22 protein-coding genes, 1 tRNA gene and 1 pseudogene are annotated in these 23493 nt (G+C 70.4%); 11 read left to right on the top strand and 13 right to left on the bottom strand.

Going from position 1 to position 23493, the window contains the following annotated elements:
- The first annotated feature begins 294 nt into the window (after nucleotides 1-294).
- Both ACFY6U_RS44475 and ACFY6U_RS44470 read left to right on the top strand, forming a co-directional pair.
- A complete protein-coding gene (locus ACFY6U_RS44475) occupies nucleotides 295-1215 on the top strand; it encodes a permease (RefSeq protein WP_390047735.1) in 921 nt (306 codons plus the stop codon).
- Nucleotides 1212-1952 carry a TIGR03943 family putative permease subunit gene (locus ACFY6U_RS44470; protein WP_390047733.1) on the top strand — a complete coding sequence of 247 codons (741 nt, stop codon included), beginning with the start codon at nucleotides 1212-1214 and terminating at the stop codon, nucleotides 1950-1952. Before ACFY6U_RS44475 ends, ACFY6U_RS44470 begins: the two co-directional genes overlap by 4 nt.
- Before the next feature lie 336 nt (nucleotides 1953-2288).
- Here ACFY6U_RS44470 and ACFY6U_RS44465 read toward each other — a convergent pair.
- The 3 genes from ACFY6U_RS44465 to ACFY6U_RS44455 all read right to left on the bottom strand — a co-directional run bounded on the left by ACFY6U_RS44465 (nucleotide 2289) and on the right by ACFY6U_RS44455 (nucleotide 4235).
- A tRNA-Pro gene (locus ACFY6U_RS44465) sits at nucleotides 2289-2362 on the bottom strand.
- Nucleotides 2363-2436: 74 nt separating this feature from the next.
- Nucleotides 2437-3198: a Pr6Pr family membrane protein gene (locus ACFY6U_RS44460; RefSeq protein WP_390047731.1), complete on the bottom strand. Its 762-nt coding sequence runs from the start codon at nucleotides 3196-3198 to the stop codon at nucleotides 2437-2439.
- A 110-nt stretch (nucleotides 3199-3308) separates the two neighbouring features.
- Nucleotides 3309-4235, bottom strand: a complete 927-nt coding sequence (locus tag ACFY6U_RS44455; protein ID WP_390047729.1) for a metallophosphoesterase — start codon at nucleotides 4233-4235, stop codon at nucleotides 3309-3311.
- 103 nt (nucleotides 4236-4338) lie between these two features.
- Between ACFY6U_RS44455 and ACFY6U_RS44450 the strand changes: the two genes are divergently transcribed.
- Complete coding sequence (locus ACFY6U_RS44450; protein WP_351960854.1) at nucleotides 4339-4806, top strand: GatB/YqeY domain-containing protein; 468 nt, start codon at nucleotides 4339-4341, stop codon at nucleotides 4804-4806.
- A gap of 97 nt (nucleotides 4807-4903) precedes the next feature.
- On the opposite strand, the gene ACFY6U_RS44445 is transcribed toward ACFY6U_RS44450, so the two are convergent.
- Nucleotides 4904-7186: a transglycosylase domain-containing protein gene (locus tag ACFY6U_RS44445; RefSeq protein WP_390047727.1), complete on the bottom strand. Its 2283-nt coding sequence runs from the start codon at nucleotides 7184-7186 to the stop codon at nucleotides 4904-4906.
- 538 nt (nucleotides 7187-7724) lie between these two features.
- Between ACFY6U_RS44445 and wblA the strand changes: the two genes are divergently transcribed.
- Nucleotides 7725-8063, top strand: a complete 339-nt coding sequence (gene wblA, locus ACFY6U_RS44440; protein WP_132856581.1) for a transcriptional regulator WblA — start codon at nucleotides 7725-7727, stop codon at nucleotides 8061-8063.
- A gap of 22 nt (nucleotides 8064-8085) precedes the next feature.
- On the opposite strand, the gene ACFY6U_RS44435 is transcribed toward wblA, so the two are convergent.
- Nucleotides 8086-9477 (bottom strand): ArsA family ATPase, encoded by a 1392-nt coding sequence (locus ACFY6U_RS44435; RefSeq protein WP_390047725.1) that lies wholly within the window; start codon nucleotides 9475-9477, stop codon nucleotides 8086-8088.
- Nucleotides 9474-10451, bottom strand: coding sequence for an ArsA family ATPase (locus tag ACFY6U_RS44430; RefSeq protein ID WP_390047723.1), 978 nt, complete (start codon nucleotides 10449-10451; stop codon nucleotides 9474-9476). The genes ACFY6U_RS44435 and ACFY6U_RS44430 overlap by 4 nt, the downstream gene beginning before the upstream one ends.
- A 107-nt stretch (nucleotides 10452-10558) precedes the next feature.
- On the opposite strand from ACFY6U_RS44430, the gene ACFY6U_RS44425 reads away from it, so the two are divergent.
- Genes ACFY6U_RS44425 through ACFY6U_RS44410 form a run of 4 tightly spaced genes read left to right on the top strand, consistent with a single transcriptional unit; the run spans nucleotide 10559 to nucleotide 12950 of the window.
- Nucleotides 10559-10714, top strand: coding sequence for a DUF4177 domain-containing protein (locus ACFY6U_RS44425; RefSeq protein ID WP_181806301.1), 156 nt, complete (start codon nucleotides 10559-10561; stop codon nucleotides 10712-10714).
- Entirely contained in the window at nucleotides 10714-11178 is a 465-nt protein-coding gene (locus ACFY6U_RS44420; RefSeq protein ID WP_390047721.1) for a RidA family protein, read from the top strand. Before ACFY6U_RS44425 ends, ACFY6U_RS44420 begins: the two co-directional genes overlap by 1 nt.
- 51 nt (nucleotides 11179-11229) lie before the next feature.
- A complete protein-coding gene (locus ACFY6U_RS44415) occupies nucleotides 11230-12105 on the top strand; it encodes an NUDIX hydrolase (protein WP_390047719.1) in 876 nt (291 codons plus the stop codon).
- 2 nt (nucleotides 12106-12107) lie between these two features.
- On the top strand, nucleotides 12108-12950 hold the full coding sequence (locus tag ACFY6U_RS44410) for an MBL fold metallo-hydrolase (protein WP_390047717.1): 843 nt from the start codon (nucleotides 12108-12110) through the stop codon (nucleotides 12948-12950).
- Nucleotides 12951-13012: 62 nt separating this feature from the next.
- On the opposite strand, the gene ACFY6U_RS44405 is transcribed toward ACFY6U_RS44410, so the two are convergent.
- Nucleotides 13013-13843 (bottom strand): nucleotidyltransferase domain-containing protein, encoded by an 831-nt coding sequence (locus tag ACFY6U_RS44405; RefSeq protein WP_390047715.1) that lies wholly within the window; start codon nucleotides 13841-13843, stop codon nucleotides 13013-13015.
- Nucleotides 13844-13934: 91 nt separating this feature from the next.
- On the bottom strand, nucleotides 13935-14609 hold the full coding sequence (locus tag ACFY6U_RS44400; RefSeq protein WP_018547939.1) for a Crp/Fnr family transcriptional regulator: 675 nt from the start codon (nucleotides 14607-14609) through the stop codon (nucleotides 13935-13937).
- A 276-nt stretch (nucleotides 14610-14885) separates the two neighbouring features.
- Between ACFY6U_RS44400 and nth the strand changes: the two genes are divergently transcribed.
- The 3 genes from nth to ACFY6U_RS44385 all read left to right on the top strand — a co-directional run bounded on the left by nth (nucleotide 14886) and on the right by ACFY6U_RS44385 (nucleotide 17944).
- Complete coding sequence (gene nth / locus ACFY6U_RS44395; RefSeq protein ID WP_390047713.1) at nucleotides 14886-15926, top strand: endonuclease III; 1041 nt, start codon at nucleotides 14886-14888, stop codon at nucleotides 15924-15926.
- A 97-nt stretch (nucleotides 15927-16023) separates the two neighbouring features.
- Nucleotides 16024-16731: an NUDIX hydrolase gene (locus ACFY6U_RS44390; protein ID WP_390047711.1), complete on the top strand. Its 708-nt coding sequence runs from the start codon at nucleotides 16024-16026 to the stop codon at nucleotides 16729-16731.
- Between the two features lie 13 nt (nucleotides 16732-16744).
- Nucleotides 16745-17944 carry a MarP family serine protease gene (locus tag ACFY6U_RS44385; protein WP_390047709.1) on the top strand — a complete coding sequence of 400 codons (1200 nt, stop codon included), beginning with the start codon at nucleotides 16745-16747 and terminating at the stop codon, nucleotides 17942-17944.
- Between the two features lie 24 nt (nucleotides 17945-17968).
- Here ACFY6U_RS44385 and ACFY6U_RS44380 read toward each other — a convergent pair whose 3' ends face one another.
- The 5 genes and pseudogenes from ACFY6U_RS44380 to acs all read right to left on the bottom strand — a co-directional run bounded on the left by ACFY6U_RS44380 (nucleotide 17969) and on the right by acs (nucleotide 23377).
- Entirely contained in the window at nucleotides 17969-18148 is a 180-nt protein-coding gene (locus tag ACFY6U_RS44380) for a hypothetical protein (protein ID WP_293998863.1), read from the bottom strand.
- Between the two features lie 127 nt (nucleotides 18149-18275).
- Nucleotides 18276-19196 carry an alpha/beta fold hydrolase gene (locus ACFY6U_RS44375; RefSeq protein WP_390047707.1) on the bottom strand — a complete coding sequence of 307 codons (921 nt, stop codon included), beginning with the start codon at nucleotides 19194-19196 and terminating at the stop codon, nucleotides 18276-18278.
- On the bottom strand, nucleotides 19193-19681 hold the full coding sequence (locus ACFY6U_RS44370) for a phage holin family protein (protein ID WP_390047705.1): 489 nt from the start codon (nucleotides 19679-19681) through the stop codon (nucleotides 19193-19195). The genes ACFY6U_RS44375 and ACFY6U_RS44370 overlap by 4 nt, the downstream gene beginning before the upstream one ends.
- Before the next feature lie 93 nt (nucleotides 19682-19774).
- Nucleotides 19775-21226: pseudogene (nhaA, locus tag ACFY6U_RS44365) on the bottom strand (Na+/H+ antiporter NhaA).
- 192 nt (nucleotides 21227-21418) lie between these two features.
- Nucleotides 21419-23377 carry an acetate--CoA ligase gene (acs, locus tag ACFY6U_RS44360; RefSeq protein WP_351498948.1) on the bottom strand — a complete coding sequence of 653 codons (1959 nt, stop codon included), beginning with the start codon at nucleotides 23375-23377 and terminating at the stop codon, nucleotides 21419-21421.
- Nucleotides 23378-23493 lie beyond the last annotated feature (116 nt).

The raw sequence follows: 23493 nt of genomic DNA, 5'->3' as shown, positions 1-23493 counted from the left end.
ATGCCGGCCGTCGTCGAACTGTCGGCGTGATCCCTCATGAGCGACAGATGCAGCCCCACCGGTGAGCGGATCCCTAAAGAGACGGTTACTTCGGATTCTCGTCATTCATCTGCGGCGGCGTGTGGGCGCCGTGCGGGGCGGCTTCCTCGCTATCTTCGGCCTCGACATCCGACATCCGGAGTAAAAATGCCAAAAGCGGATGAAATGCTCGATGTGAGGGGCGGAGTGGCGACCGCGCCCGCCGCGCTACCCGGGCGACGTACCGTCCCGTGGCCGTGGGCCGCAGGCGTTGTCATGGTCGCCGTGGCGTTCGCCCTCGTGCTCGCCGGCACCCAGTGGCTCAACAGCCCCGCTGTTTCGGCCTGGCGCACCGTCTGTCTGGCCATCAGCGTCCAGGCGCTGCCGTTCCTTCTGCTCGGCACGGTCCTGTCCGGGGCGATCAACGCCTTTGTACCGGCGGACCTGTTCACCAGGATCCTGCCCAGACGCCCGGCGCTCGCCGTCCCGGTTGCCGGTGCCGCCGGGGTGGTCCTGCCGGGCTGCGAGTGCGCCTCGGTCCCTGTCGCGAACAGCCTGATCCGTCGCGGCGTCACCCCGGCCGCGGCCTTCGCCTTCCTCCTCTCGGCGCCCGCGATCAATCCCGTCGTGCTCACCGCCACGGCGGTCGCCTTTCCCGGCAGCCCGGCCATGGTCGTGGCCCGCCTGCTCGCCTCGCTCGCCACCGCCGCCGCCATGGGCTGGCTGTGGCTCTGGCTGGGGCGGGAGGAGTGGCTGCGGCCCAGCGTCCGCCACACCGGCCACCAGCCGGGTCACCACCGCTGGACGGAGTTCCGCCGTGGCTTCCAGCACGACTTCCTGCACGCGGGCGGCTTCCTGGTGCTCGGTGCGATGGCGGCGGCCACCTTCAATGTGACCGTGCCCCGTACCGTCCTCGACACCTTCTCCGGCTCACCCTGGCTGTCCGTCCTCTTCCTGACGGCGCTCGCCGTGCTGCTCGCGGTCTGCTCGGAGGCCGACGCCTTCGTCGCCGCCTCCCTCAGCGGCTTCTCGCCCACCGCCCGGCTGGCCTTCCTGGTGGTCGGCCCGATGGTCGACCTGAAACTGATCGCCCTCCAGGCCGGCACCTTCGGCCGGGCGTTCGCGCTCCGCTTCTCCACCGCGACCACGGTGGTGGCCGTGGCCACCAGCGTCCTGATCGGAGGCGCACTGCTGTGAAGCGCCCGGTCCAAGTCGTCCTGCTGGCCCTGACCGGCCTGGGTCTGCTGCACGCCGCCCTCTTCACGGACATCTACCTGCGCTACGTCAAAGAGGGTCTGCGTCCGCTGCTGATCGCATCCGGCGTACTCCTGCTACTGCTCGCCCTGGCGGGCGCGGCCCTGGACCGGAACGATCACGACCACGATCACGGCCATGAAAGCGCGCACGGCCACGACCACTCCACCGCCCCGCGCATCGCCTGGCTGCTGTTCCTCCCCGCGCTCAGCCTCCTCCTCTACGCCCCGCCCGCCCTCGGCGCCTACTCGGCCTCGCGCGCCACGGACAAGCTGGTGAAGAAGCAGAAGGAGTTCGACCCACTGCCCGCTGCGACCTCGCCCCTGCCCATGACGCTCAGCGAATTCACCGCCAGGGTCCAGCAGGACCGGGAGCTGAGCATCAGAGGCCGTACCGTCCGGATGACCGGCTTCGTCACCCCGGCCGGCCAGGGCGGCGGCTGGTACCTGACCCGGATCATCTTCACCTGCTGCGCGGCGGACGCCCAGTCGGTCAAGGTCCGTATGTACGGCACCGACGCCCTCCCCGCGAACACCTGGGTAGCCGTCACCGGAACCTGGCATCCCCAGGGCAGACTCGGTACGAAGTCCGCAGCAGCAGCCCTCGACGTGAGGCGCACCGAGCAGGTCTCTCAACCGGTCAACGCCTTTACGGACGACCTGCCGCTCACGCCTTCCTAGCGACTCTCGTGGTGAACACGTCAGTCACCGAACAAGCTGTCATGTACGTACTGCACGACAGTCGTGGGGAGGCGTTGAGCGTTGACCTGCCATGTGCGGTGTTCCTCACGACCGTTGGGGTGGCCCGCACGGGTGTTCCTGGTCGGCTACGAGCCCTGGATTCGCGAACGCGCAGGTCCGAGGGCGCGTGAGCGCCGCTCTTCGTGCGGCACCGGAGACTGCTCCCGGGAGAAGCCGACCAAGATCTTCTCCCAGATTTCTCCCAAGCGATCTCCAGGAACCACTCAGGGGCCCGACCCGCGATGCGGATCAGGCCCCTGACCTGGTACTACGGCGTCGGGGTGGCGGGATTTGAACCCACGACCTCTTCGTCCCGAACGAAGCGCGCTGCCAAGCTGCGCTACACCCCGGTGTCGCTGCTGTGCTGCTTGTCGCGGCGACGTCGTTTACTTTAGCCCACTGGTGGCTGGAGACGAAATCCGGTTTAGGGGCGTCGTCCGACGGGGTTCGGGCGGGTGTGGTCCAGGGCTACCAGGAGGACTGCCAGGGCGTAGCAGGCGAGGCCCAGGAGGAGGGCGTTGGCGAGGGTGGCGCGGTAGCTGTGCTGCTCGGCGTCGAGGAAGGGGTAGAGGTAGCGGCCCGCTGTGCCGGGGAGGACCAGCTCCGCCCGGACGAGGGTGAAGGTCAGGTAGGCCAGCGGGTACAGCATCCACGCCGGCGTGTGGCGGAGGTGGAGGCGGGCCGGGGGCGTGAGGACGAGCCAGTCCACGAGTGCTGCCGCGGGGGCCGCCGTGTAGAGGAGCTGCAGGGCCAGCCACTGGCCGTGCCACGCCACCGGAAGGTGCGTCGAGCCCGTCATCGAGAACGGCGGGGTCGTGTGGCCCAGGAGCAGGTGGTAGACCAGGGACGAGACCACGGCGTAGAGGAGTGCCGCGCCGGTCAGGAACGAGGGCAGGGGGCGGGCCGCCTGCCAGGCCCGGCGGGCCGAGGCGAGGCTCACCAGGGTCAGGAGTACCGCCGCCTGGACTCCGAAGTAGCTCAGGATCCGGTCCGGGCTGCCCAGCAGCAGCTCCAGCGCCACGCCCGCCGACGCCAGCACGGCCGTCAGGAGCCGGAACGCCGCGGTCACGGGGCGGGGGACGGGGGCGACCACCGCCGTCGCCGGAACGTACCCGGGCATGAGTACGGGCGTGCCCGGGACCGCGGGGAGGTCGGGGATGTCCCTGGGTATCGGAGGAGTCGTCATGCCCTCAAATTAGGGAGAAAGGGGCATGTCCGGCATGTTGGTCTAGGCCGGGTGGGTTATTCCGGCCATCGGGTCCCCGCGCGGGCGGGGACCCGCGGTCGAGTCCTCTTCTACTCCCGCCCCACCAGAGTCAGCAGCGTCGCCTCCGGCGGGCAGGCGAAGCGGACCGGGGTGTAGCGGTTCGTGCCGCAGCCCGCGGAGACGTGCAGGTAGGACGTCCGGCCCTCGGCCGTGTGCGTGGACAGGCCCTTCACGCGGTCCGCGTCCAGGTCGCAGTTGGTGACCAGCGCACCGTAGAAGGGGACGCAGAGCTGGCCGCCGTGGGTGTGGCCGGCCAGGACCAGGGGGTAGTTGTCCGCCGTGAAGGAGTCCAGGACCCGCAGGTACGGGGCGTGCACGACGCCCATCGAGAAGTCCGCCGTACCGGACGGACCGCCCGCCACCTGCGGATAGCGGTCGCGCTTGATGTGCGGGTCGTCCAGTCCCGTCAGCTCCACCGAGACGCCCTCGATCTTCAGGGTGCCCCTCGTGTTCGTCAGGTTCAGCCAGCCCGCCCCGTCGAAGCCGTCCCGCAGCTCCTCCCAGTCCAGGTGGATCGCGCCGACGACCGGCGGGTTGCCGTTCAGGCCGTGCTTGCCGCTCACCTTCTCCAGCAGGTAGCGGGCGGGGTTGCGGGGCTTGGGGCCGTAGTAGTCGTTGGAGCCGAAGACGTACGCACCCGGGAACTCCATCAGGGGGCCCAGCGCGTCCAGGACCTCGGGGATGCCCTCCGGGTCGGACAGGTTGTCGCCCGTGTTGATCACGAAGTCCGGGCGCAGGCCCGCCAGCGACTGCAGCCAGCGCTGCTTCTTGCGCTGGCCGCTCACCATGTGGATGTCGGAGACCTGGAGCACGCGCAGCGGGCGCATCCCCGGCGGGAGGACCGGGACCGTCACCCGGCGCAGGCGGAAGGAACGGGCCTCGAAGCCGGCCGCGTACAACACACCCGCGGCGCCGAACGCCGCGATTCCCAGGGGTACTCCGTATCGAGCGCGCATACGACCATCGTGTCAGACCGAGCGAGCGCTCAGAGACCGGGCGGTACGTGAGGTGGGTAAATGGGCGGGCGTCGGGCGTGCGGCACCTGCGACAATCGGTGCCATGACCACCACGCTCAAGTCGAAGCTGCAGGACGACCTCAACGCCGCGATCAAGGGACGCGACGAGCTCCGCTCGGCCACGCTCCGGATGACGCTCGCCGCGATCACCAACGAAGAGGTCGCGGGCAAGGAGAAGCGTGAGCTCTCCGACGACGAGGTGCTCAAGGTGATCGCCAAGGAGGCGAAGAAGCGCCGCGAGGCGGCCGAGGCCTTCACCCAGGGCGGCCGTGCCGAGAGCGCCGAGCGTGAGAAGGCGGAGGGCGAGGTCCTCGCCGGTTACCTGCCGAAGCAGCTCAGCGACGAGGAGCTGGAGGGGATCGTCGCCCAGGCCGTCGAGGAGGCGAAGGCGGCGGGTGCCGAGGGGCCGCGGGCCATGGGCGCCGTGATGAAGATCGTGAACCCGAAGGTGGCCGGCCTGGCCGAGGGCGGCCGCGTCGCCGCCGCGGTGAAGAAGCGGCTCCAGGGCTGAGAGAGCGGCAGGCGGTACGACGGTGGGGCCCCACCTCTTCCGAGAGGTGGGGCCCCACCGTCGTACCTGGTCGGAGCCGGATCGGACCGGGAGAGGATCAGCCCCGGTTGCCGCCGTTCCCGTTGCGGCCCCCGTTCGTGTTCCCCTGGATGAAGCCGTCGGGGAGGGAGAAGGTCGGGGTCGGGTTGGTGCCGCCGTCCGTCGTGCCGCCGTCGGTGCCGCCGATGAGACCGCCGATCAGGCCGCCGTTGTCATTGCCGCCGTTGTCGTTGCCGCCGTTGTCGTTCCCGTGGCCCCGGTTGTTGTCCTTCTCGTCCGGGATGTCGACGAGGTTGAAGTCCTCGGACTGCTTGCCCTCCAGGGCGCCCGTCATGGCGTCCTTCCAGATCGGGCCCGGGGTGTCGGCGCCGAAGACCTCGGAGTGGTAGACGCCGCCGATGGTGATGTTGGTCATCTCGATGTTCTGCTTGGCGCTGCCGACCCAGACCGCGCCCGCGAGGTTGGGCGTGTAGCCGACGAACCAGGCGTTCTTGCGGGAGTCCGTCGTACCCGTCTTGCCCGCGCTCTCCCGGTCGTCCAGGCCGGCCTGCTGACCGGTACCGGAGTCGATCACACCGCGCAGCAGGGTGTTGATCGTGTCCGCGGTCTTCTCGCTCATCGCGCGCGAGCAGGTCGACTTGGGGACGGGGATGGACTTCTGCTCGTTGCCGACCTTCTGGGTGATCGACTCGATCGCGACCGGCGTGCAGTACATGCCCCGGTCGGCGAAGGCGGCGTACGCGCTCGCCATGGTCAGCGGGGAGAGGCCGATCGCGCCGAGGGCGATGGCCGGCGTCTGCGGGAGCTTCGAGCCGTCGCCCTGGTGGACGTGGAGCGAGTCGGTCATCTTGACGACCGGGCACAGGCCGATGTCGGAGATCAGCTGGACGAAGTAGGTGTTGATGGACTTCGCCATCGCCTTCTTCATCTGGTACGGCCCGACCTCGGACTCGTTCTCGTTCTCGACCTCCTCACCCGTCGTGTTGACCCACTGCTTGCCGTCGCACTGCTGCACGGGGCTCGGGTAGTTCATCTTGTACGGCGACGAGTACTCCTGCGTCGCCGGCTTGCCGCCCTCGATGGCGGCCGCGGCCACGAACGGCTTGAACGTCGAACCCGTCGGGAAGCCGTAGTTGGAGCCGCCGTAGTCCCGGTCGACCGAGAAGTTGTACTCGGTCTCGTTCTTGTTGTAGCCGTACGGCTTCGACTGGCCCATCGCCAGGATCTTGCCGCTGCCGGGCTCCACGAGGGTGGCGGCGGCCGCGACCGAGTCGGACTTGTAGACGTGGTCCTTGATCGAGGCCTGCACCGAGTCCTGGGCCTGCGGGTCCAGCGTCGTACGGATGGTCAGGCCGCCCTGGTTCCAGAGCTTGGCGCGCGCCTCGCGGGTCTTGCCGAAGGTCGGGTCGGTCAGGAAGACGTTCTCGACGTACTTGCAGAAGAACCCGGCGCCCTTGACGGCGGTGATGCAGCCGTTCTTCGGCTGGGTGACGTGCAGGCCGAGCGGCGCCTCCTTGGCCTTGTCGGCCTCCGCCTGGGAGATGTCGCCCAGTTGGGCCATGCGCTCCAGCACGACGTTGCGCCGCTTGGTGGCCTCGGCCTCGTCGTTGACCGGGTCGTAGCGGCTCGGCGACTGGACGATGCCGGCCAGCAGCGCGGCCTGCGGGAGGCTCAGGTCCTTGGCGTGCTTGGAGAAGTAGCGCTGGGAGGCGGCCTCGACGCCGTAGGCCTGCTCGCCGAAGAAGGTGATGTTCAGGTAGTTCTCGAGGATCTTCTTCTTGCCGAGCTTCTCCTCCAGCTGGATCGCGTACTTCAGCTCCTTGACCTTGCGGCCGAGGGTCTGCTGGGTGGCCTCGGCGACCTTCGTCGGGTCGTCGCCGGCCTCCTCGATGAAGTAGTTCTTCACCAGCTGCTGGGTGAGCGTGGACGCGCCCTGGGCGACCCCGCCGCTCTGCGCGTTCTTGTTCAGCGCGCGCAGCACGCCCTTCAGGTCGATGGCGCCGTGCTGGTAGTAGCGCGAGTCCTCGATCGCGACGATCGCCTTCTGCATGTAGGGCGAGATGTCCTTGAGGTCCACCACCGTACGGTCACGGGAGTAGACCTGGGCGATCTGGTTGCCCTTGCTGTCGAGGATCGTGGTGCGCTGGCTGAGCTGCGGGCTCTTCAGGTTGGCCGGGATCTCGTCGAAGCCCTGTACCGACCCCTTGGCCGCGAGCCCCAGGGCCCCGGCCGCGGGCAGCGCGATGCCCGCCATCACGGCTCCCGCGAGCACACTGACACCGAGGAACTTGGCGGCCTGCTGCGTGGTCGACAGACCGCCGCCCGAGCGCTTCTTTGGCATGGGGGCAGCCTAATCCGTAGGGATGAGCATTCCGGGAGAGCGGGCTGCTCTCGGGATGTTCAAGTGCCGGATCGTGACATAGAGGGCAGCCCGGATCACCCTGGCCGACGGCACGACGACATGAACGGTCTACCTTGCCATTCGCCGGACACGCGTACAGGCCTTGGCCTAAGCTGCTCTCAACTGTCACAGCAGTGCGGCCACGTATCAATACGTCCGGCGACCCCGAATCGTTTCGGAACCTGCCCACTTTTTTTCGGGTGAGGTGTTGATGGCGTGTCCGAATCCGCCTCGTGTGTCACTCGGCGTCCGTTGTGACGCACCACAGCTGTCCGGGTTTGCCGCGATCATCACGCATGTCGTCAGCTCACTCCCGCGGGTGATCTGCCGCTTACCCATAGTCCGTTCGGGCCATTCAAGATTGGGCCCGAAGGGGGTGTTGCGCTGTGCCCACCTTCCGTAACGTCCTCAACTGGCGGCGGTGAATATGCCGCTGCCGCCGTGGGGGAGCCTCGATTCGGGAGAGGACGGCGCCGGTATGGGCTGGGTAACCGACTGGAGTGCGCAGGCTGCCTGCCGCACTACCGATCCGGATGAACTGTTCGTTCAAGGAGCAGCGCAGAACAGGGCCAAGGCGGTGTGCACCGGATGTCCGGTACGCACCGAATGCCTGGCCGATGCGCTGGACAATCGCGTCGAGTTCGGCGTGTGGGGAGGCATGACGGAGCGGGAGCGTCGCGCACTGCTGCGCAGGCGGCCCACCGTGACCTCCTGGCGCAGGCTCCTGGAGACAGCGCGCTCGGAGTACGAGCGGGGGACCGGAATCGTCCCCCTCGACAGCGACGAGGTGTACGAGAACTACGCGGCCGTGAGCTAGTCCGGACAGGTCTACGACAGGTCTACGGCAACTCCGGTCGGCCGGCCGCGAGCCGGTCACCGATGTCCCGCAGCCCCGTGAGGTCGTGCACGTCGCCGGGCAACGCGGCCACCTCCACCACGGCCACCTCGGGGTGGCGCGCGGTGAAGCGGTCACGTGTGCGCTGCTCGCGGGAGAGCAGCTGCATGCGCTCGGCGTGCAGCCTCAGCAGGCCTGCGGTGAGCTGGTCGACGGTGCGGTCCGGACTCTCTGACGAGGGGGATTCGTCAGTCGTGTCCGCGATGGTGTCCGCAGTCGTGTCTGCAGTCCTGTCCGCGGGCCCTGACGAGGGGGATTCGTCGGGCCGGGACTCGGACGGCGCGGGCGCGGGTGATTCAGAACTGCCGTACGTGTCGGGAGAGTTACGAAGTCCAGCTTTCCCGCCCCCCTGATCCACAATGCGGGGCTCCTCAAGATTTTCCGCGGCGGCGAGCGCACGCTCGGCCGACAGCCGGGCGGCGCCGCTGCCATGGACCCGGTTGAGGACCAGACCGACCAGCGGCATGTCCTCCGCGGCCAGCCGCTCCACGAAGTACGCGGCCTCGCGCAGCGCGTCCCGCTCCGGAGCCGCCACCACCAGGAACGCCGTACCGGGCGCCTGAAGCAGCTTGTACGTCGCGTCCGCGCGCGTGCGGAACCCGCCGAACGTCGTGTCCATCGCCGCCACGAACGTCTGTACGTCCTTCAGGAGCTGCCCGCCGAGCAGCTTGCCGAGCGTGCCGGTCATCATCGACATGCCGACGTTCAGGAAGGCCATGCCCGCGCGGCCGCCGAGCTTCGCGGGGGCCGTCAGCAGGCGGATCAGCCGGCCGTCCAGGAAGGAGCCGAGCCGCTTCGGCGCGTCCAGGAAGTCCAGGGCGGAGCGGGAGGGCGGGGTGTCGACCACGATCAGGTCCCACTCGTCCCGGGCCCGCAGCTGGCCCAGCTTCTCCATCGCCATGTACTCCTGCGTGCCCGCGAAGCCGGCCGAGAGAGACTGGTAGAAGGGGTTGGCCAGGATGGCGGCCGCCCGCTCGGCGTCCGCGTGCGCCTCCACGACCTCGTCGAAGGTGCGCTTCATGTCGAGCATCATGGCGTGCAGTTCGCCGGGGCCCTCGGTGCCCTTCACCCTCCGCGGCACGTTGTCCAGCGAGTCGATGCCCATGGACTGGGCGAGCCGCTTGGCCGGGTCGATGGTCAGCACCACCACCTTGCGGCCGCGCTCGGCCGCCCGCAGGCCCAGGGCCGCCGCGGTGGTGGTCTTCCCGACGCCGCCCGAGCCGCAGCACACCACGATCCGGGTGGCCGGGTCGTCGAGCAGCGGATCGACGTCGAGCGCGGGCGCGGGCGACAGGCGACGGGCGTCGTTCTGCGCCTCGGCCGGGTCCGGAGTCATGACATCCCCTGTTTCCGCAGTTCGCGGGCGAGTTCGTACAGGCCCGCCAGGTCCATCCCCTCGGCGAGCAACGGCAGCTCGTGCCGCTCCAGGTCCAGCTCGGCGAGGACCGCGCGCTGCTCGTGCTCCAGCGCGTACCGCTCGGCGTACTCGGCGGCCTGCGCGAGCAGCGGGTCCACCAGCTGCTCGGCCTTCCCGCCGCGCCGTGCCCCGCCGAGCCCGGCCGCCGACAGCGTCTGTGCCACGGCGCTGCGCGGCACGGTCCGTACGAGTTCCAGATCGGCGGCGTCCAACACCTCCGGCCGGACCATGTTCACGATGACCCGGCCCACCGGCAGCCGCGCGGCCCGCAGTTCGGCGATGCCGTCGGCGGTCTCCTGGACCGGCATCTCCTCCAGCAGCGTGACCATGTGCACGGCCGTCTCCTTGGACTTCAGCACCCGCATCACGGCCTGCGCCTGATTGTGTATCGGGCCGATCTTGGCGAGCCCGGCCACCTCGTCGTTGACGTTGAGGAAGCGGGTGATGCGGCCGGTCGGCGGGGCGTCCATGACGACGTAGTCGTAGATGAACCGCCCGGCCTTGTCCTTCCTGCGCACCGCCTCGCACGCCTTGCCGGTCAGGAGCACGTCCCTGAGGCCGGGCGCGACGGTGGTGGCGAAGTCGATCGCGCCGAGCTTCTTCAGCGCCCGGCCCGCCCCGCCGAGCTTGTAGAACATCTGGAGGTAGTCCAGAAGGGCCAGTTCGGGATCGATGGCGAGCGCGTACACCTCACCGCCCCCCGGCGCTACGGCGATCTTCCGCTCTTCATAGGGCAACGCCTCCGTCTCGAAGAGCTGGGCGATGCCCTGCCGGCCCTCGACCTCCACGAGAAGCGTCCGCTTCCCCTCGGTCGCGAGGGCCAGCGCGAGTGCGGCGGCGACCGTCGTCTTTCCGGTCCCGCCCTTGCCGCTGACGACCTGGAGCCTGCTCACATCTTCGAGACTAACCAGTCGGCCGGACACTCACGCGGGAGGCTGTGGATAACCGTGCGTGCGGTGGGCCACGTGTCCCGTCCGTCACAGCGGATACAGTCGGCCACATGACGAAGTGGGAATACGCAACCGTGCCGCTGCTCGTCCATGCCACGAAGCAGATTCTGGACACCTGGGGCGAGGACGGCTGGGAGCTCGTCCAGGTGGTGCCCGGGCCCAACCCCGAGCAGCTCGTGGCCTACCTGAAGCGGGAGAAGCCCTGATGAGCGCCGTGGAGGCCAAGCTGGCCGAACTCGGTCTCGCGCTGCCGGCGGTCGTCCCGCCGCTCGCCGCCTACCAGCCGGCCGTGCGGTCCGGTGCGTACGTCTACACCTCAGGCCAGCTGCCGATGGTGGACGGCAAGCTCCCGGTCACCGGCAAGGTCGGCGCCGAGGTCACCGCCGAGGAGGCCAAGGAGCTGGCCCGCACCTGCGCGCTGAACGCCCTGGCCGCCGTGAAGTCCGTCGCCGGTGACCTGGACCGGATCGCGCGCGTGGTGAAGGTCGTCGGCTTCGTCGCCTCCGCGACCGACTTCACCGGGCAGCCGGGCGTGATCAACGGCGCCAGCGAGCTGCTCGGCGAGGTCCTCGGCGACAAGGGCGTGCACGCGCGCAGCGCGGTGGGCGTCGCGGTGCTGCCGCTGGACGCGCCGGTCGAGGTCGAGGTCCAGGTCGAGCTGCAGCCGTAGCCCGCCGAAGCCCCCCTCGAACATTCGCTCCCTACGGGATAGCCTCCGGTAATGGCCGATGGACAGTGGTATCCCCCCGAGTGGCCGGACCGCATCCGCGCACACGCGGAGGGCACCCTCGTGCCGGTGGCCCCGAAGCGGGCGGCCACCGTGCTGCTCCTGAAGGACACACCGGACGGTCCCGCCGTCCACATGCTGCGCAGACGCGCCTCCATGGCCTTCGCCGGAGGCGCGTACGCGTATCCGGGCGGCGGTGTCGACCCGCGCGACGACGACCACCAGGTCCGCTGGGCGGGCCCCACGCGCGCGTGGTGGGCCGACCGGCTCGGCGCCGACGAGGCGGGCGCCCAGGCGATCGTCTGCGCGGCCGTCCGGGAGACATACGAGGAGGCGGGCGTCCTGCTCGCCGGACCGGCCCCGGACGCCGTCGTCGGGGACACCACCGGGGACGACTGGGAGGCCGACCGTGCGGCCCTGGTCGCCCGTGACCTGTCCTTCGCCGAGTTCCTCGACCGGCGGGGCCTGGTGCTGCGCTCGGACCTGCTGGGCGCCTGGACGCGCTGGATCACCCCGGAGTTCGAGAGCCGCCGCTACGACACCTGGTTCTTCGTCGCCGCCCTGCCCGCGGGCCAGCGCACCCGCAACGCCTCCACCGAGGCCGACCGCACGGTGTGGATCCGCCCGGCGGAGGCCGCCGACGGCTACGACAAGGGCGAGCTCCTGATGATGCCGCCCACCATCGCCACCCTGCGCCAGCTCCTGCCGTACGCCACGGCCGCCGAGACGCTCGCCGCGGCGCCCGCGCGGGACATGACCCCGGTGCTGGCCCGCGCCCGGCTGGCGGACGGTGAGATCGTCCTGACCTGGCCGGGCCACGACGAGTTCACCAAGCACATACCGACCGACCTGACGACCGGTGGAGCCTGACCATGACGGACGCAGCAGCCCTGCCCGGCCAGCCGCGCGGCGGAGTCCTCCCGGGGCCCGCCACCGCGCGGGCCGTCAACGTGCTGGCGCCCAACGCCTCCGTGATGACCCTGGACGGCACCAACACCTGGATCGTCGCCGAGCCCGACTCCGACCTGGCCGTGGTGATCGACCCGGGCCCGCTGGACGACGGCCACCTCCAGAACGTCGTCGACACGGCCGAGAAGGCCGGCAGGCGCGTCGCGCTCACCCTGCTCACCCACGGCCACCCGGACCATGCCGAGGGCGCCGTACGGTTCGCGGAACTGACCGGCACGCGCGTGCGTGCGCTCGATCCGGCGCTGCGGCTCGGCGACGAGGGCCTGGCCGCCGGTGACGTGATCACGACCGGCGGGCTTGAGCTGCGGGTCGTACCGACCCCGGGCCACACCGCGGACTCCCTGTGCTTCCACCTGCCGGCCGACCGCGCGGTCCTGACCGGTGACACCATCCTGGGGCGCGGCACGACGGTCGTGGCGCACCCGGACGGCCGTCTGGGCGACTACCTGGACTCGCTGCGACGGCTGCGCTCACTCACGGTCGACGACGGCGTCCACACCGTCCTGCCGGGCCACGGACCGGTCCTGGAGGACGCCCAGGGCGCCGTCGAGTTCTACCTGGCCCACCGCGCCCACCGGCTGGCGCAGGTCGAGACGGCCGTGGAGAACGGCCACCGCAGCCCCGCCGAGGTCGTCGCCCACGTCTACGCCGACGTGGACCGCTCCCTGTGGCCGGCGGCGGAACTGTCGGTACGCGCCCAGCTGGACTACCTGACCGAGCACGGGCTGATCCAGTCCGAGATCTAGCGTCGGGTCCGGTTCGAGATCCAGCGCCGGATCTGGTTCGCGCTCCAGGGGCCGGACGACCGCTAGTCCCAGCCCTCCGGCCGGGGCGCCTTCACGCCGTGCATGCGCGCGTACTCGGCCGCGAGCCACGGGCCCAGGTCGTCGACGTACGAGCGCAGCACCGCACGGTCGCCGACCGGCTCGTACCCCGACTCGGCGGCGCGGCGCAGCTGCCCGGCCCGCTCCGGGTAGTAGCCGGCGAACGCCTCGGCCATCTCCCGCAGGTCACTGGTCCAGCCGTTCCAGCGGGGCATGACAAGGGTGAAGCCGGTGCGGACCAGGTGCCGTGACATGAAGCGCACCAGGGGCCGCAGGGCCTCCTCGGTGTCGCCCGCGGCCGCGATCCGCTCCCGCCAGCGCGGCAGCAAGCGGGCCAGGTCGCCGTTGGTCTCGCGGGCGAGCAGCGAGTCGAGGCGGTAGCGGGGCAGGAACTCGGCGAGGTCCTCGCCGAGCAACGGGGTGCACTGGCAGGCGACGAACCAGCCGATGTCGTAGCGCTCCACCTCGCTGAGCACGCGCGCGCGGGAGTAGAGCAGGGTTCCGACCCCGTCGATCTGCGGGAACTCCTTGTCGACGGCCTCGCCGAGGGCACGAGCCGCGTCCCGGTCGGCGTCGGCCGGCTCCTCGCGCAGGACGGCCACGAGGTCCAGGTCGCTGTGGCCCGGCCGCGCGGTGCCGCGCGGGATGGAGCCGTAGAGGTAGGCGCTGTCCAGCCGCGCCCCGAAGGCGTCCAGGAGCCGGTCGCGGGCGGCGGCGACGACGGGGCGGAAGAGGTGCGGCACGCGCGCGTGCGTGCCCTCGCGCTCGATGAAGCCCAGGGGGTCGAGACCTCTGGACGGGACCGTTTCGGGCATGGACCAACCGCATCTGAGCCTGTCCGGTGACTGAGGACGAGGCCGCAGGCCGACAAACGGGGTCCGGGGGCAGCGCCCCCGGAGACGGTGTTTACCGGGAGCGCTTCGCCAGACGCTCGACGTCCAGCAGGATCACGGCCCGCGCCTCCAGCCGCAGCCAGCCGCGCTGGGCGAAGTCCGCCAGCGCCTTGTTCACGGTCTCGCGGGACGCGCCGACCAGCTGGGCCAGCTCTTCCTGGGTGAGGTCGTGGACGACGTGGATGCCCTCCTCGGACTGCACGCCGAAGCGGCGGGAGAGGTCCAGCAGGGCGCGCGCGACCCGGCCCGGCACGTCGGAGAAGACCAGGTCGGACATGGCGTCGTTGGTCTTGCGCAGCCGGCGGGCGACGGCACGCAGCAGGGCGGTGGCCACCTCGGGACGCGCGTTCAGCCAGGGCTGGAGGTCGCCGTGGCCGAGGCCCAGCAGCTTGACCTCGGTCAGCGCGGTCGCGGTCGCGGTGCGCGGGCCCGGGTCGAACAGCGACAGCTCGCCGATCAGCTCGCCGGGGCCGACCACGGCGAGCATGTTCTCGCGGCCGTCGGGGGAGGTGCGGTGGAGCTTGACCTTGCCCTCGGTGACGACGTAGAGCCGGTCGCCCGGGTCGCCCTCGTGGAACAGGGAGTCGCCACGCGCGAGGGTCACCTCACTCATGGAGGCACGCAGCTCCGCGGACTGCTCGTCATCGAGCGCCGCGAAGAGCGGGTTGCGCCGCAGAACGTCGTCCACGAGTTCTCTCCTTGTCGACCTGCTCAGGGGATCTTGCTCCCCCTTGGTACCAGGGGACCGTGCTCCCCATTTTGCCGGACCGTCCAAACAGTGTGATCTGTCACAAGGATGCCGCACAGGTGTGCCGAGGTAAGCGGCAGGGGTCCAATCGGGGGCTGATCTTCCGGGTCCGGGGCGGATGTCGGTGCCGGGCTTTAGGCTGGCCGGGTGTCCAAATCGCCGGTGAGAGCACAGGCCAAGGGGGCTGGGCGGGTGGTTGTACGAGGTGATTCCGCTGTGGGCGAACAAGGGTCCGATACCGCCTCCGGTGAACCGAAAAAGGCGACAAGAGCGGCGAAAGCTGTGAAGAAGGCGGCGGTGAAGAAGACCGCCGCGAAGAAGACCGCGGTGAAGAAGGCGGCGCCGGCGAAGACCGCGGCCGAGCGCGTCGCGCCCGAGAAGGCCGCCGCCAAGAAGGCCGTCCCCAAGAAGTCCGCGGCCAGGAAAACGGCCGTCGAGAAGGCCGCCGTCGAGCAGCCGCAGTCGGCCGGGAAGCCCGAGTCGCCGACCGCCCTCGTCCGCCGGGCCCGCCGGATCAACCGCGAGCTCGCCGAGGTGTACCCGTACGCCCACCCCGAGCTGGACTTCGAGAACCCCTTCCAGCTCCTGGTCGCCACGGTGCTGTCCGCCCAGACCACCGACCTCAGGGTCAACCAGACCACCCCGACGCTCTTCGCGAAGTACCCCACTCCCGAGGACCTGGCCGCCGCCAACCCGGAGGAGGTCGAGGAGATCCTGCGGCCGTGCGGGTTCTTCCGGGCCAAGACCCGGTCGGTGACAGGGCTCTCCAAGGGGCTGGTCGAGCAGTTCGGCGGTGAGGTGCCGGGGCGGCTCGAAGACCTCGTCAAGCTGCCCGGCGTCGGCCGCAAGACCGCGTTCGTCGTGCTCGGCAACGCCTTCGGGCGCCCCGGCATCACCGTGGACACGCATTTCCAGCGCCTGGTCCGGCGGTGGCGGTGGACCGCGGAGACCGACCCCGACAAGATCGAGGCGGCCGTCGGCGCGCTGTTCCCCAAGAGCGACTGGACCGACCTCTCGCACCACGTCATCTGGCACGGCCGCCGGATGTGCCACGCCCGCAAGCCCGCCTGCGGGGTCTGCCCCATCGCGCCGCTCTGCCCGGCCTACGGCGAGGGCGAGACCGACCCGGAGAAGGCGAAGAAGCTGCTCAAGTACGAGAAGGGCGGCTTCCCCGGCCAGCGGCTCAAGCCGCCGCAGGCGTACCTGGACGCGGGCGGCCGGCCGGCGCCGCCGCTGGGCGCCGTATCAGGGACATGACCCAGGGGCCTTCTCAGGGACGGAGAGCGGAACGATCAAGGAGACTTCGGGCGTTGGAACGGGCAGGACGGGGGAGCAGGGCGGGACGGGGGATGCCGTGACACACAGCAGCAGGGCACAGACGGGCGGTCCGCGCGGGGACGTGGCGCTCAGCAAGGACGGCCTGCCCGAGTGGCTGGGCCCGGTGGTGCGGGCCGCCGAGACGGTCCAGCCGCTCCAGCTGAGCCGCTTCCTGCCGCCGGAGAACGGGGCGGGGCGGCAGTCGGCCGTGCTGATCCTGTTCGGCACGGGAGAACAGGGGCCCGAGCTGCTGCTGATGGAGCGGGCCGGTTCGCTGCGCTCGCACGCCGGGCAGCCCTCCTTCCCCGGTGGTGCCCTCGACCCCGAGGACGGCGATCCGAAGGCCGACGGGCCGCTGCGGGCCGCTCTCCGCGAGGCCGAGGAGGAGACCGGGCTGGATCCGGCCGGTGTCCAGCTGTTCGGGGTGCTGCCCAGGCTGTACATCCCGGTGAGCAAGTTCGTGGTCACCCCGGTGCTGGGCTGGTGGCGCGAGCCGACGCCGGTGGGCGTGGTCGATCCGAACGAGACGGCGCGGGTCTTCACGGTCCCCGTGGCGGATCTCACGAATCCGGGCAACCGGGCCACCACCGTGCACCCCAGCGGTCACCGAGGTCCGGCATTCCTGGTCGAATCGACCCTGGTGTGGGGGTTCACGGCCGGGGTGATCGACCGACTGCTGCACTATGCGGGATGGGAGCGCTCCTGGGACCGCGAGAAGCTGGTCCCGCTCGACTGGCGGTCATGACAGGGTGTCCACCGTGAATGTGCTGGACATCCTGTTGCTGGTCGCCGCCGTGTGGTTCGCGATCGTCGGCTACCGCCAGGGGTTCGTCGTCGGCATCCTGTCGGTGATCGGCTTCCTGGGCGGCGGACTTGCCGCCGTCTACGTCCTGCCGGTGATCTGGGACGCGGTGACCGGCAACGCCGAGGTGGGCACCACCGCCGCGGTCGTCGCCGTGGTCGTCGTCATCGTCTGCGCCTCCGTCGGCCAGGCCCTGACCACCCACCTGGGCAACAAGCTGCGCCGGTACATCACCTGGTCCCCGGCCCGCGCCCTGGACGCCACCGGCGGCGCGCTGGTCAACGTGGTGGCGATGCTGCTGGTCGCCTGGCTGATCGGCTCCGCCCTCGCGGGCACCACCCTGCCGACGCTCGGCAAGGAGGTGCGCAACTCCAAGGTGCTGCTCGGGGTGTCCAGAGCGCTGCCCAAACAGGCCAACACCTGGTTCGCCGACTTCTCCACGGTCCTCGCGCAGAACGGCTTCCCGCAGGTCTTCAGCCCCTTCGCCCACGAACCGATCACCGACGTCTCGCCGCCCGACCCGGCCCTCGCGAACAGCGCGGTGGCGACCGGCGCCAAGCAGTCCATCGTCAAGGTGACGGGCACCGCGCAGAGCTGCGGCAAGATCCTGGAGGGCACCGGCTTCGTCTTCGCCGACCGCCGCGTCATGACCAACGCCCACGTGGTCGGCGGCGTCGACGAGCCCACCGTCCAGATCGGTGGCGAGGGCCGCAAGTACGACGCCAGGGTCGTCCTCTACGACTGGCAGCGCGACATCGCCGTACTGGACGTGCCGGACCTGCGGGCCAAGGCGCTGAAGTTCTCCGCCAAGGACGCGGCGACGACCGACAGCGCGATCGTCGCCGGGTTCCCGGAGAACGGGTCGTACGACGTCCGGCCCGCCCGGGTGCGCGGCCGGATCACGGCCAACGGCCCGGACATCTACCACCGCGGCACCGTCCGCCGTGACGTCTACTCGCTGTACGCGACCGTCCGCCAGGGCAACTCCGGCGGCCCGCTGCTCACGCCGCAGGGCAGGGTGTACGGGGTCGTCTTCGCGAAGTCGCTGGACGACGCCGACACCGGGTACGCCCTCACGGCCCACGAGATCCAGGTGGACATCGCCCGGGGCCGTGCCGCGAGCCAGCAGGTGGGCACCGACAGCTGCGCCCTCTAGAGGCCCGTGCGGGCTCTGAGGGGGTCAGCCGCGGGTGTGGCGCAGACGTACCGAGACCCAGCGGGCCCGGCGGCGCAGGATGTGCGGAATCCCCACCCTGAGGTCCGTGCCCGGCAGCTGCGGGGCGCCCCCTCGGTAAGGGTTCGGGCCGCCTGTCGTACGGCGGTTGCGGGGTGCGTCACTGTAGTCGTGCGTCCAGCCCATACCCCGACGTCTGCCCCTGCCCCAAGGTCGATAACCTCCCGCACGCTCCCCAATCGGCCTATGCGCCGGGCATGTGGCCGTTCGTAGAACAGGTGTACAGATCCGGATACCGGGCGCATCGGCGCGGTCACCGATCGGGTTCGGGGTCTTTCAGCCAGTTGACCAGCTCGGCGGAGAACGCGACCGGATCCTCCTCGTGCGGGAAGTGCCCGAGCCCGTCGAACAGCCGCCAGCGGTACGGCGCTTCGACGTACTCGCCGGAGCCGGCCGCGCTGCGGGTGCGGGTGACGGGGTCCAGGGAGCCGTGCAGATGGAGGGTCGGGACGCGCACCGGGCGCTTCATCCTGCGGTTGAACTGGATGCCGTCCGGGCGCGCCAGCGAGCGCACCAGCCAGCGGTACGGCTCGATCGAGCAGTGCGCGGTGGACGGGATGCACATGGCCCGCTGGTACGTCTCCACGGCCTTGTCGTCCGGCAGCCGCGGCCCGGACCAGTCCCGGATCAGCCGGCCGACCAGCGCGCCGTGGTCGGCGGTGAGCTGCCGCTCGGGGATCCAGGGCCGCTGGAAGCCCCAGATGTAGGAGGCGGCGGCGGTCTGCCGGCGGTCCCGCAGCATCGCCGCGCGCCAGCGCCGCGGGTGCGGCATCGACACGACGGCGAGGCGCCGTACCAGCTTGGGGCGCATCGCGGCCGCCGTCCACGCCAGGTAGCCGCCCAGGTCGTGGCCGACCAGCGCGGCGTCCGGCTCGCCGAGGGAGCGGATCACGCCGGTGATGTCGAGGGCGAGGTTCGCCGGGTCGTAGCCGCGCGGCGTGCGGTCGCTGCCGCCGACGCCGCGCAGGTCCATGGCGACGGCCCGGAAGCCCGCGTCGGCGAGCGTGACCAGCTGGTGCCGCCAGGCCCACCAGAACTGGGGGAAGCCGTGCACGAGCATGACCAGCGGTCCGTCGCCGAGCTCGGCGATGTGGAAGCGGGCGCCGTTCGCGGCGACGTCCCGGTGCGTCCAGGGGCCCTCCAGCCGTACGGCCGAGGGAGCGGGGTCCGTCATGACGACGAGCGTCCCACAGCGGCCTCGATGGCGCGTACGTCGTCCCGGGGGAGTTCCGGGCGCGGGTGCGGCTTGGCGTTCTGCAGCACGCCCGCCGTCTCCTTCATGGACGCGGCCACCTTCTGCGGGCCCTGACCCTTCTTGGCCTTCTTCGCGAAGACCACGCCGACCAGCGCGAGGACGACGGCCACCAGGACGTTCGCCGCGAAGGAGAGCAGGAAGCAGATCGCGAGATTCCAGTGGCTCCAGGTCCGAATGCCGTACGCCAGCGCGAAGTTGAGCATCGGCAGGGAGAACAGCAGCAGCACCCCGGCCGCCGAGAACGCGCCGCCGCTCGTCGCGCCCCGCTTGACGTCCTGCTTCAGCTGGGCCTTGGCCAGCGCGATCTCGTCGTGCACCAGCGCCGACATCTCGGCCGTGGCCGAGGCGAACAGCTGGCCGATGCTGCGTTCGGCACCGACCGGGCTGCCGTCGGGTGCGCTCATCGCGGTCTCCCTCTGCGTCTTCGTCGTCGTCTTCTGCACCGGTCTCTTGGTACCGGCCCTTTTGCGCCGGTCCTTTTGTACCGTCTCGTCAGATCATGCCGGACGGTCGCCCTGCCCGCCTGCCCCGCCCGGCACTTCGGCAACCGCGTCCCGCCCGCCGACCCCCTAGGAGGCGGCTTTCTCCTCCGCGATCCTGCGGTGCTCGGCGGCCTTCCGTTCGTAGATCTCCGCCATCCGCAGGTGGTACGCCGGGTCGTCCTGCTCGTACACGTCCGGGATGCCGTCGAGGTCGTCGTCCCGCTCCTCGGCCTCGACCAGCCTGCGGTAGCGGGTGTTGCGTATCTTCAGCAGCACCGTGGCGCACAGGGCCGCGATGAGCGAGCCGGTGAGGACGGCGGCCTTCACCTCGTCGGTGAGCACCGCGTCGCCGGCGAAGGCGAGTTCGCCGATGAGCAGCGAGACCGTGAAGCCGATGCCGGCCAGCGAGGCCACCGCGAAGACGTCCGCCCATTCGAGGTCCTCGCTGAGCGAGGCCCGGGTGAAGCGGGCGGTCAGCCAGGTCCCGCCGAATATCCCCGCCGCCTTGCCGACCACCAGGCCGAGGACGACCCCGAGCGTCTCCGGCTTGGTGAAGACGTCGCCGAGCGCCCCTGCGGACACCTTCACGCCGGCGCTGAAGAGCGCGAACAGGGGCACGGCCAGCCCCGCCGACAACGGCCGCACCAGATGCTCGACGTGCTCGCCGGGGGAGTGCTGCTCACCCTCGCGGGTGGTGCAGCGCAGCATCAGGCCCATGGCGACACCGGCGATGGTCGCGTGCACGCCGCTGTTGTACATCAGCGCCCAGATCACGACCGCGAGCGGGACGTACACGTACCAGCCGCGCACGCCCCGGCGCAGCAGCAGCCAGAAGACGGCGAGGCCGAGGACCGCGCCGCCGAGCGCGGCGAAGTCGATCCGCTCGGTGAAGAAGATCGCGATGATCAGGATGGCGAACAGGTCGTCGACGACCGCAAGGGTGAGCAGGAAGGCGCGCAGGGCGCCCGGCAGCGAGGTGCCGATCACCGCCAGCACGGCGAGCGCGAAGGCGATGTCGGTGGCCGTGGGCACCGCCCAGCCCTGCGTGGAGCCGCCGCCCGTGAGGTTGGTGAGGGTGTAGACGAGCGCCGGTACGGCCATACCGCACAGCGCGGCGATCACCGGGAGGACGGCCGCCTTCGGGTCCCGCAGGTCGCCCGCCACCAGCTCCCGCTTGAGTTCGATGCCGGCGACGAAGAAGAAGACGGCGAGCAGGCCGTCGGCGGCCCAGTGGGCGACGGAGAGGTTCAGGCCGAGGGCCCCGGGGCCGAAGTGGAAGTCGGCGACGCTCTCGTAGCTGCGATGGAGCGCGGGTATGTTCGCCCAGACCAGCGCGGCTATCGCGGCGACGAGGAGCAGTACACCGCCGACGGTCTCGGTCCGCAGCGCGTCCGCCACGATGGTCCGCTCGGGCAGCGAGAGCCGCCCGAGGACCTTCCGGACGGGTGCGGTGCGGGGCGCGGACACGGGGAACCTCCGGTCGGTGGGCAGGACAGGGCTACTTGCCGACCAGACTTCCCGGCACACCTTTGGATCACGCTACTTTGCTTAGTTTACCTAAATGTGACGGGAGTTGCCAGGTGAGTCTCACGGTAGGTGCAAAAAGGGCGCCCGGCGCGTTTCGCGCCGGGCGCCCTGTGAGGGCCGTGCCGGTCGGGGTCAGTCCTCGCTGGGCGCCGCGGGCAGCTTCGCCTGGATGAGGTCCATGACCGTCGAGTCGGTCAGGGTCGTGACATCGCCGAGCTGCCGGTTCTCCGCGACATCGCGCAGCAGCCGGCGCATGATCTTGCCGGAGCGGGTCTTCGGCAGCTCCGCCACCGGCAGGACCCGCTTGGGCTTGGCGATCGGGCCGAGCGTCGCGCCGACGTGGTTGCGCAGGTCGGCGATGAGGTTCTCGTCCTCGGCGTTCGCCGTGCCGCGCAGGATCACGAAGGCGACGATCGCCTGACCGGTCGTCTCGTCCGCCGCGCCGACCACGGCCGCCTCGGCGACCGACGGGTGGGACACCAGCGCCGACTCCACCTCGGTCGTCGAGATGTTGTGCCCGGAGACGAGCATGACGTCGTCCACCCGGCCGAGCAGCCAGATGTCGCCGTCGTCGTCCTTCTTCGCGCCGTCACCGGCGAAGTACTTGCCCTCGAACCGCGACCAGTACGTGTCCAGGAACCGCTGGTCGTCGCCCCAGATCGTGCGCAGCATCGACGGCCACGGCTCGGTCAGCACCAGGTAGCCGCCACCGCCGTTCGGTACCTCGTGCGCCTCGTCGTCGACGACCGTCGCCGAGATGCCGGGCAGCGGGGTCTGCGCCGAACCGGGCTTGGTCGCGGTGACGCCCGGCAGCGGCGAGATCATCATCGCGCCGGTCTCGGTCTGCCACCAGGTGTCCACGATCGGCGTCCGGTCGGCACCGATGTGCTTGCGGTACCAGATCCACGCCTCGGGGTTGATCGGCTCGCCCACCGAACCGAGCACCCGCAGGCTGCTCAGGTCGAACTTCGCGGGGATGTCGTCGCCCCACTTCATGAACGTGCGGATCGCGGTGGGCGCCGTGTACAGGATCGTCACCCCGTACTTCTGCACGATCTCCCAGAACCGGCCCTGGTGCGGGGTGTCCGGGGTGCCCTCGTACATCACCTGCGTCGCGCCGTTGGCCAGCGGCCCGTACACGATGTACGAGTGGCCGGTCACCCAGCCGACGTCGGCCGTGCACCAGTACACGTCCGTCTCCGGCTTGAGGTCGAACACCGCCCAGTGCGTGTACGACGCCTGGGTGAGGTAGCCGCCCGAGGTGTGCAGGATGCCCTTCGGCTTACCCGTCGTGCCGGACGTGTAGAGGATGAAGAGCGGGTGCTCGGCGTCGAACGCCTCCGGCGTGTGCTCGGCCGACTGCCGCTCGACGATCTCGTCCCACCAGACGTCCCGCGAGGCGTCCCAGGCCACTTCCTGCCCGGTGCGGCGCACGACCAGCACGTGCTCGACGTTGCCCGCCTTGCCGACCGCCTCGTCCACCGCCGGCTTGAGCGCGGACGGCTTGCCGCGCCGGTATCCGCCGTCGGAGGTGATGACGACCCTGGCGTCCGCGTCCTGGATACGGGTGGCCAGCGCGTCCGCCGAGAAGCCGCCGAAGACGACGGAGTGCGCGGCGCCGATCCGGGCGCAGGCGAGCATCGCGATCGCCGTCTCCGGGATCATCGGCATGTAGACCGCGACCCGGTCGCCCTTCTGAACTCCGAGCTCCAGCAGGGCGTTGGCCGCCTTGGAGACCTCGTCCTTCAGCTCGGCGTAGGTGATCGCGCGGCTGTCGCCGGGCTCACCCTCGAAGTGGATGGCGACCCGGTCGCCGTGCCCGGCCTCCACGTGCCGGTCCACGCAGTTGTACGCGACGTTGAGCTCGCCGTCCTTGAACCACTTGGCGAACGGCGGGTTCGACCAGTCCAGCGTCTCGGTCGGCTCCTTGGCCCAGGTCAGCCGGCGGGCCTGCTCGGCCCAGAAGCCGAGCCTGTCAGCCTTGGCCTGTTCGTACGCCTCGGCCGTGACATTGGCGTTCTCGGCCAGGTCAGCGGGCGGCGCGAAGCGTCGCTCCTCCCTCAAGAGGTTGGCCAGGCTTTCGTTGCTCACGACATCTCCCTTTCGAAGGGTGTCCGTTGTGTCCCAGGCCACAGCTCATCAGACCTGGGGCCCCGGTGACAAGGGCCGCCGAATAATTGGTTTAGACCTATCAGGGTGCGGCGAGG

The sequence above is a fragment of the Streptomyces sp. NPDC013157 genome (genome assembly GCF_042899865.1).
Lineage (GTDB): Bacteria > Actinomycetota > Actinomycetes > Streptomycetales > Streptomycetaceae > Streptomyces.
This window is presented reverse-complemented; position numbering and strand designations above follow the sequence as displayed.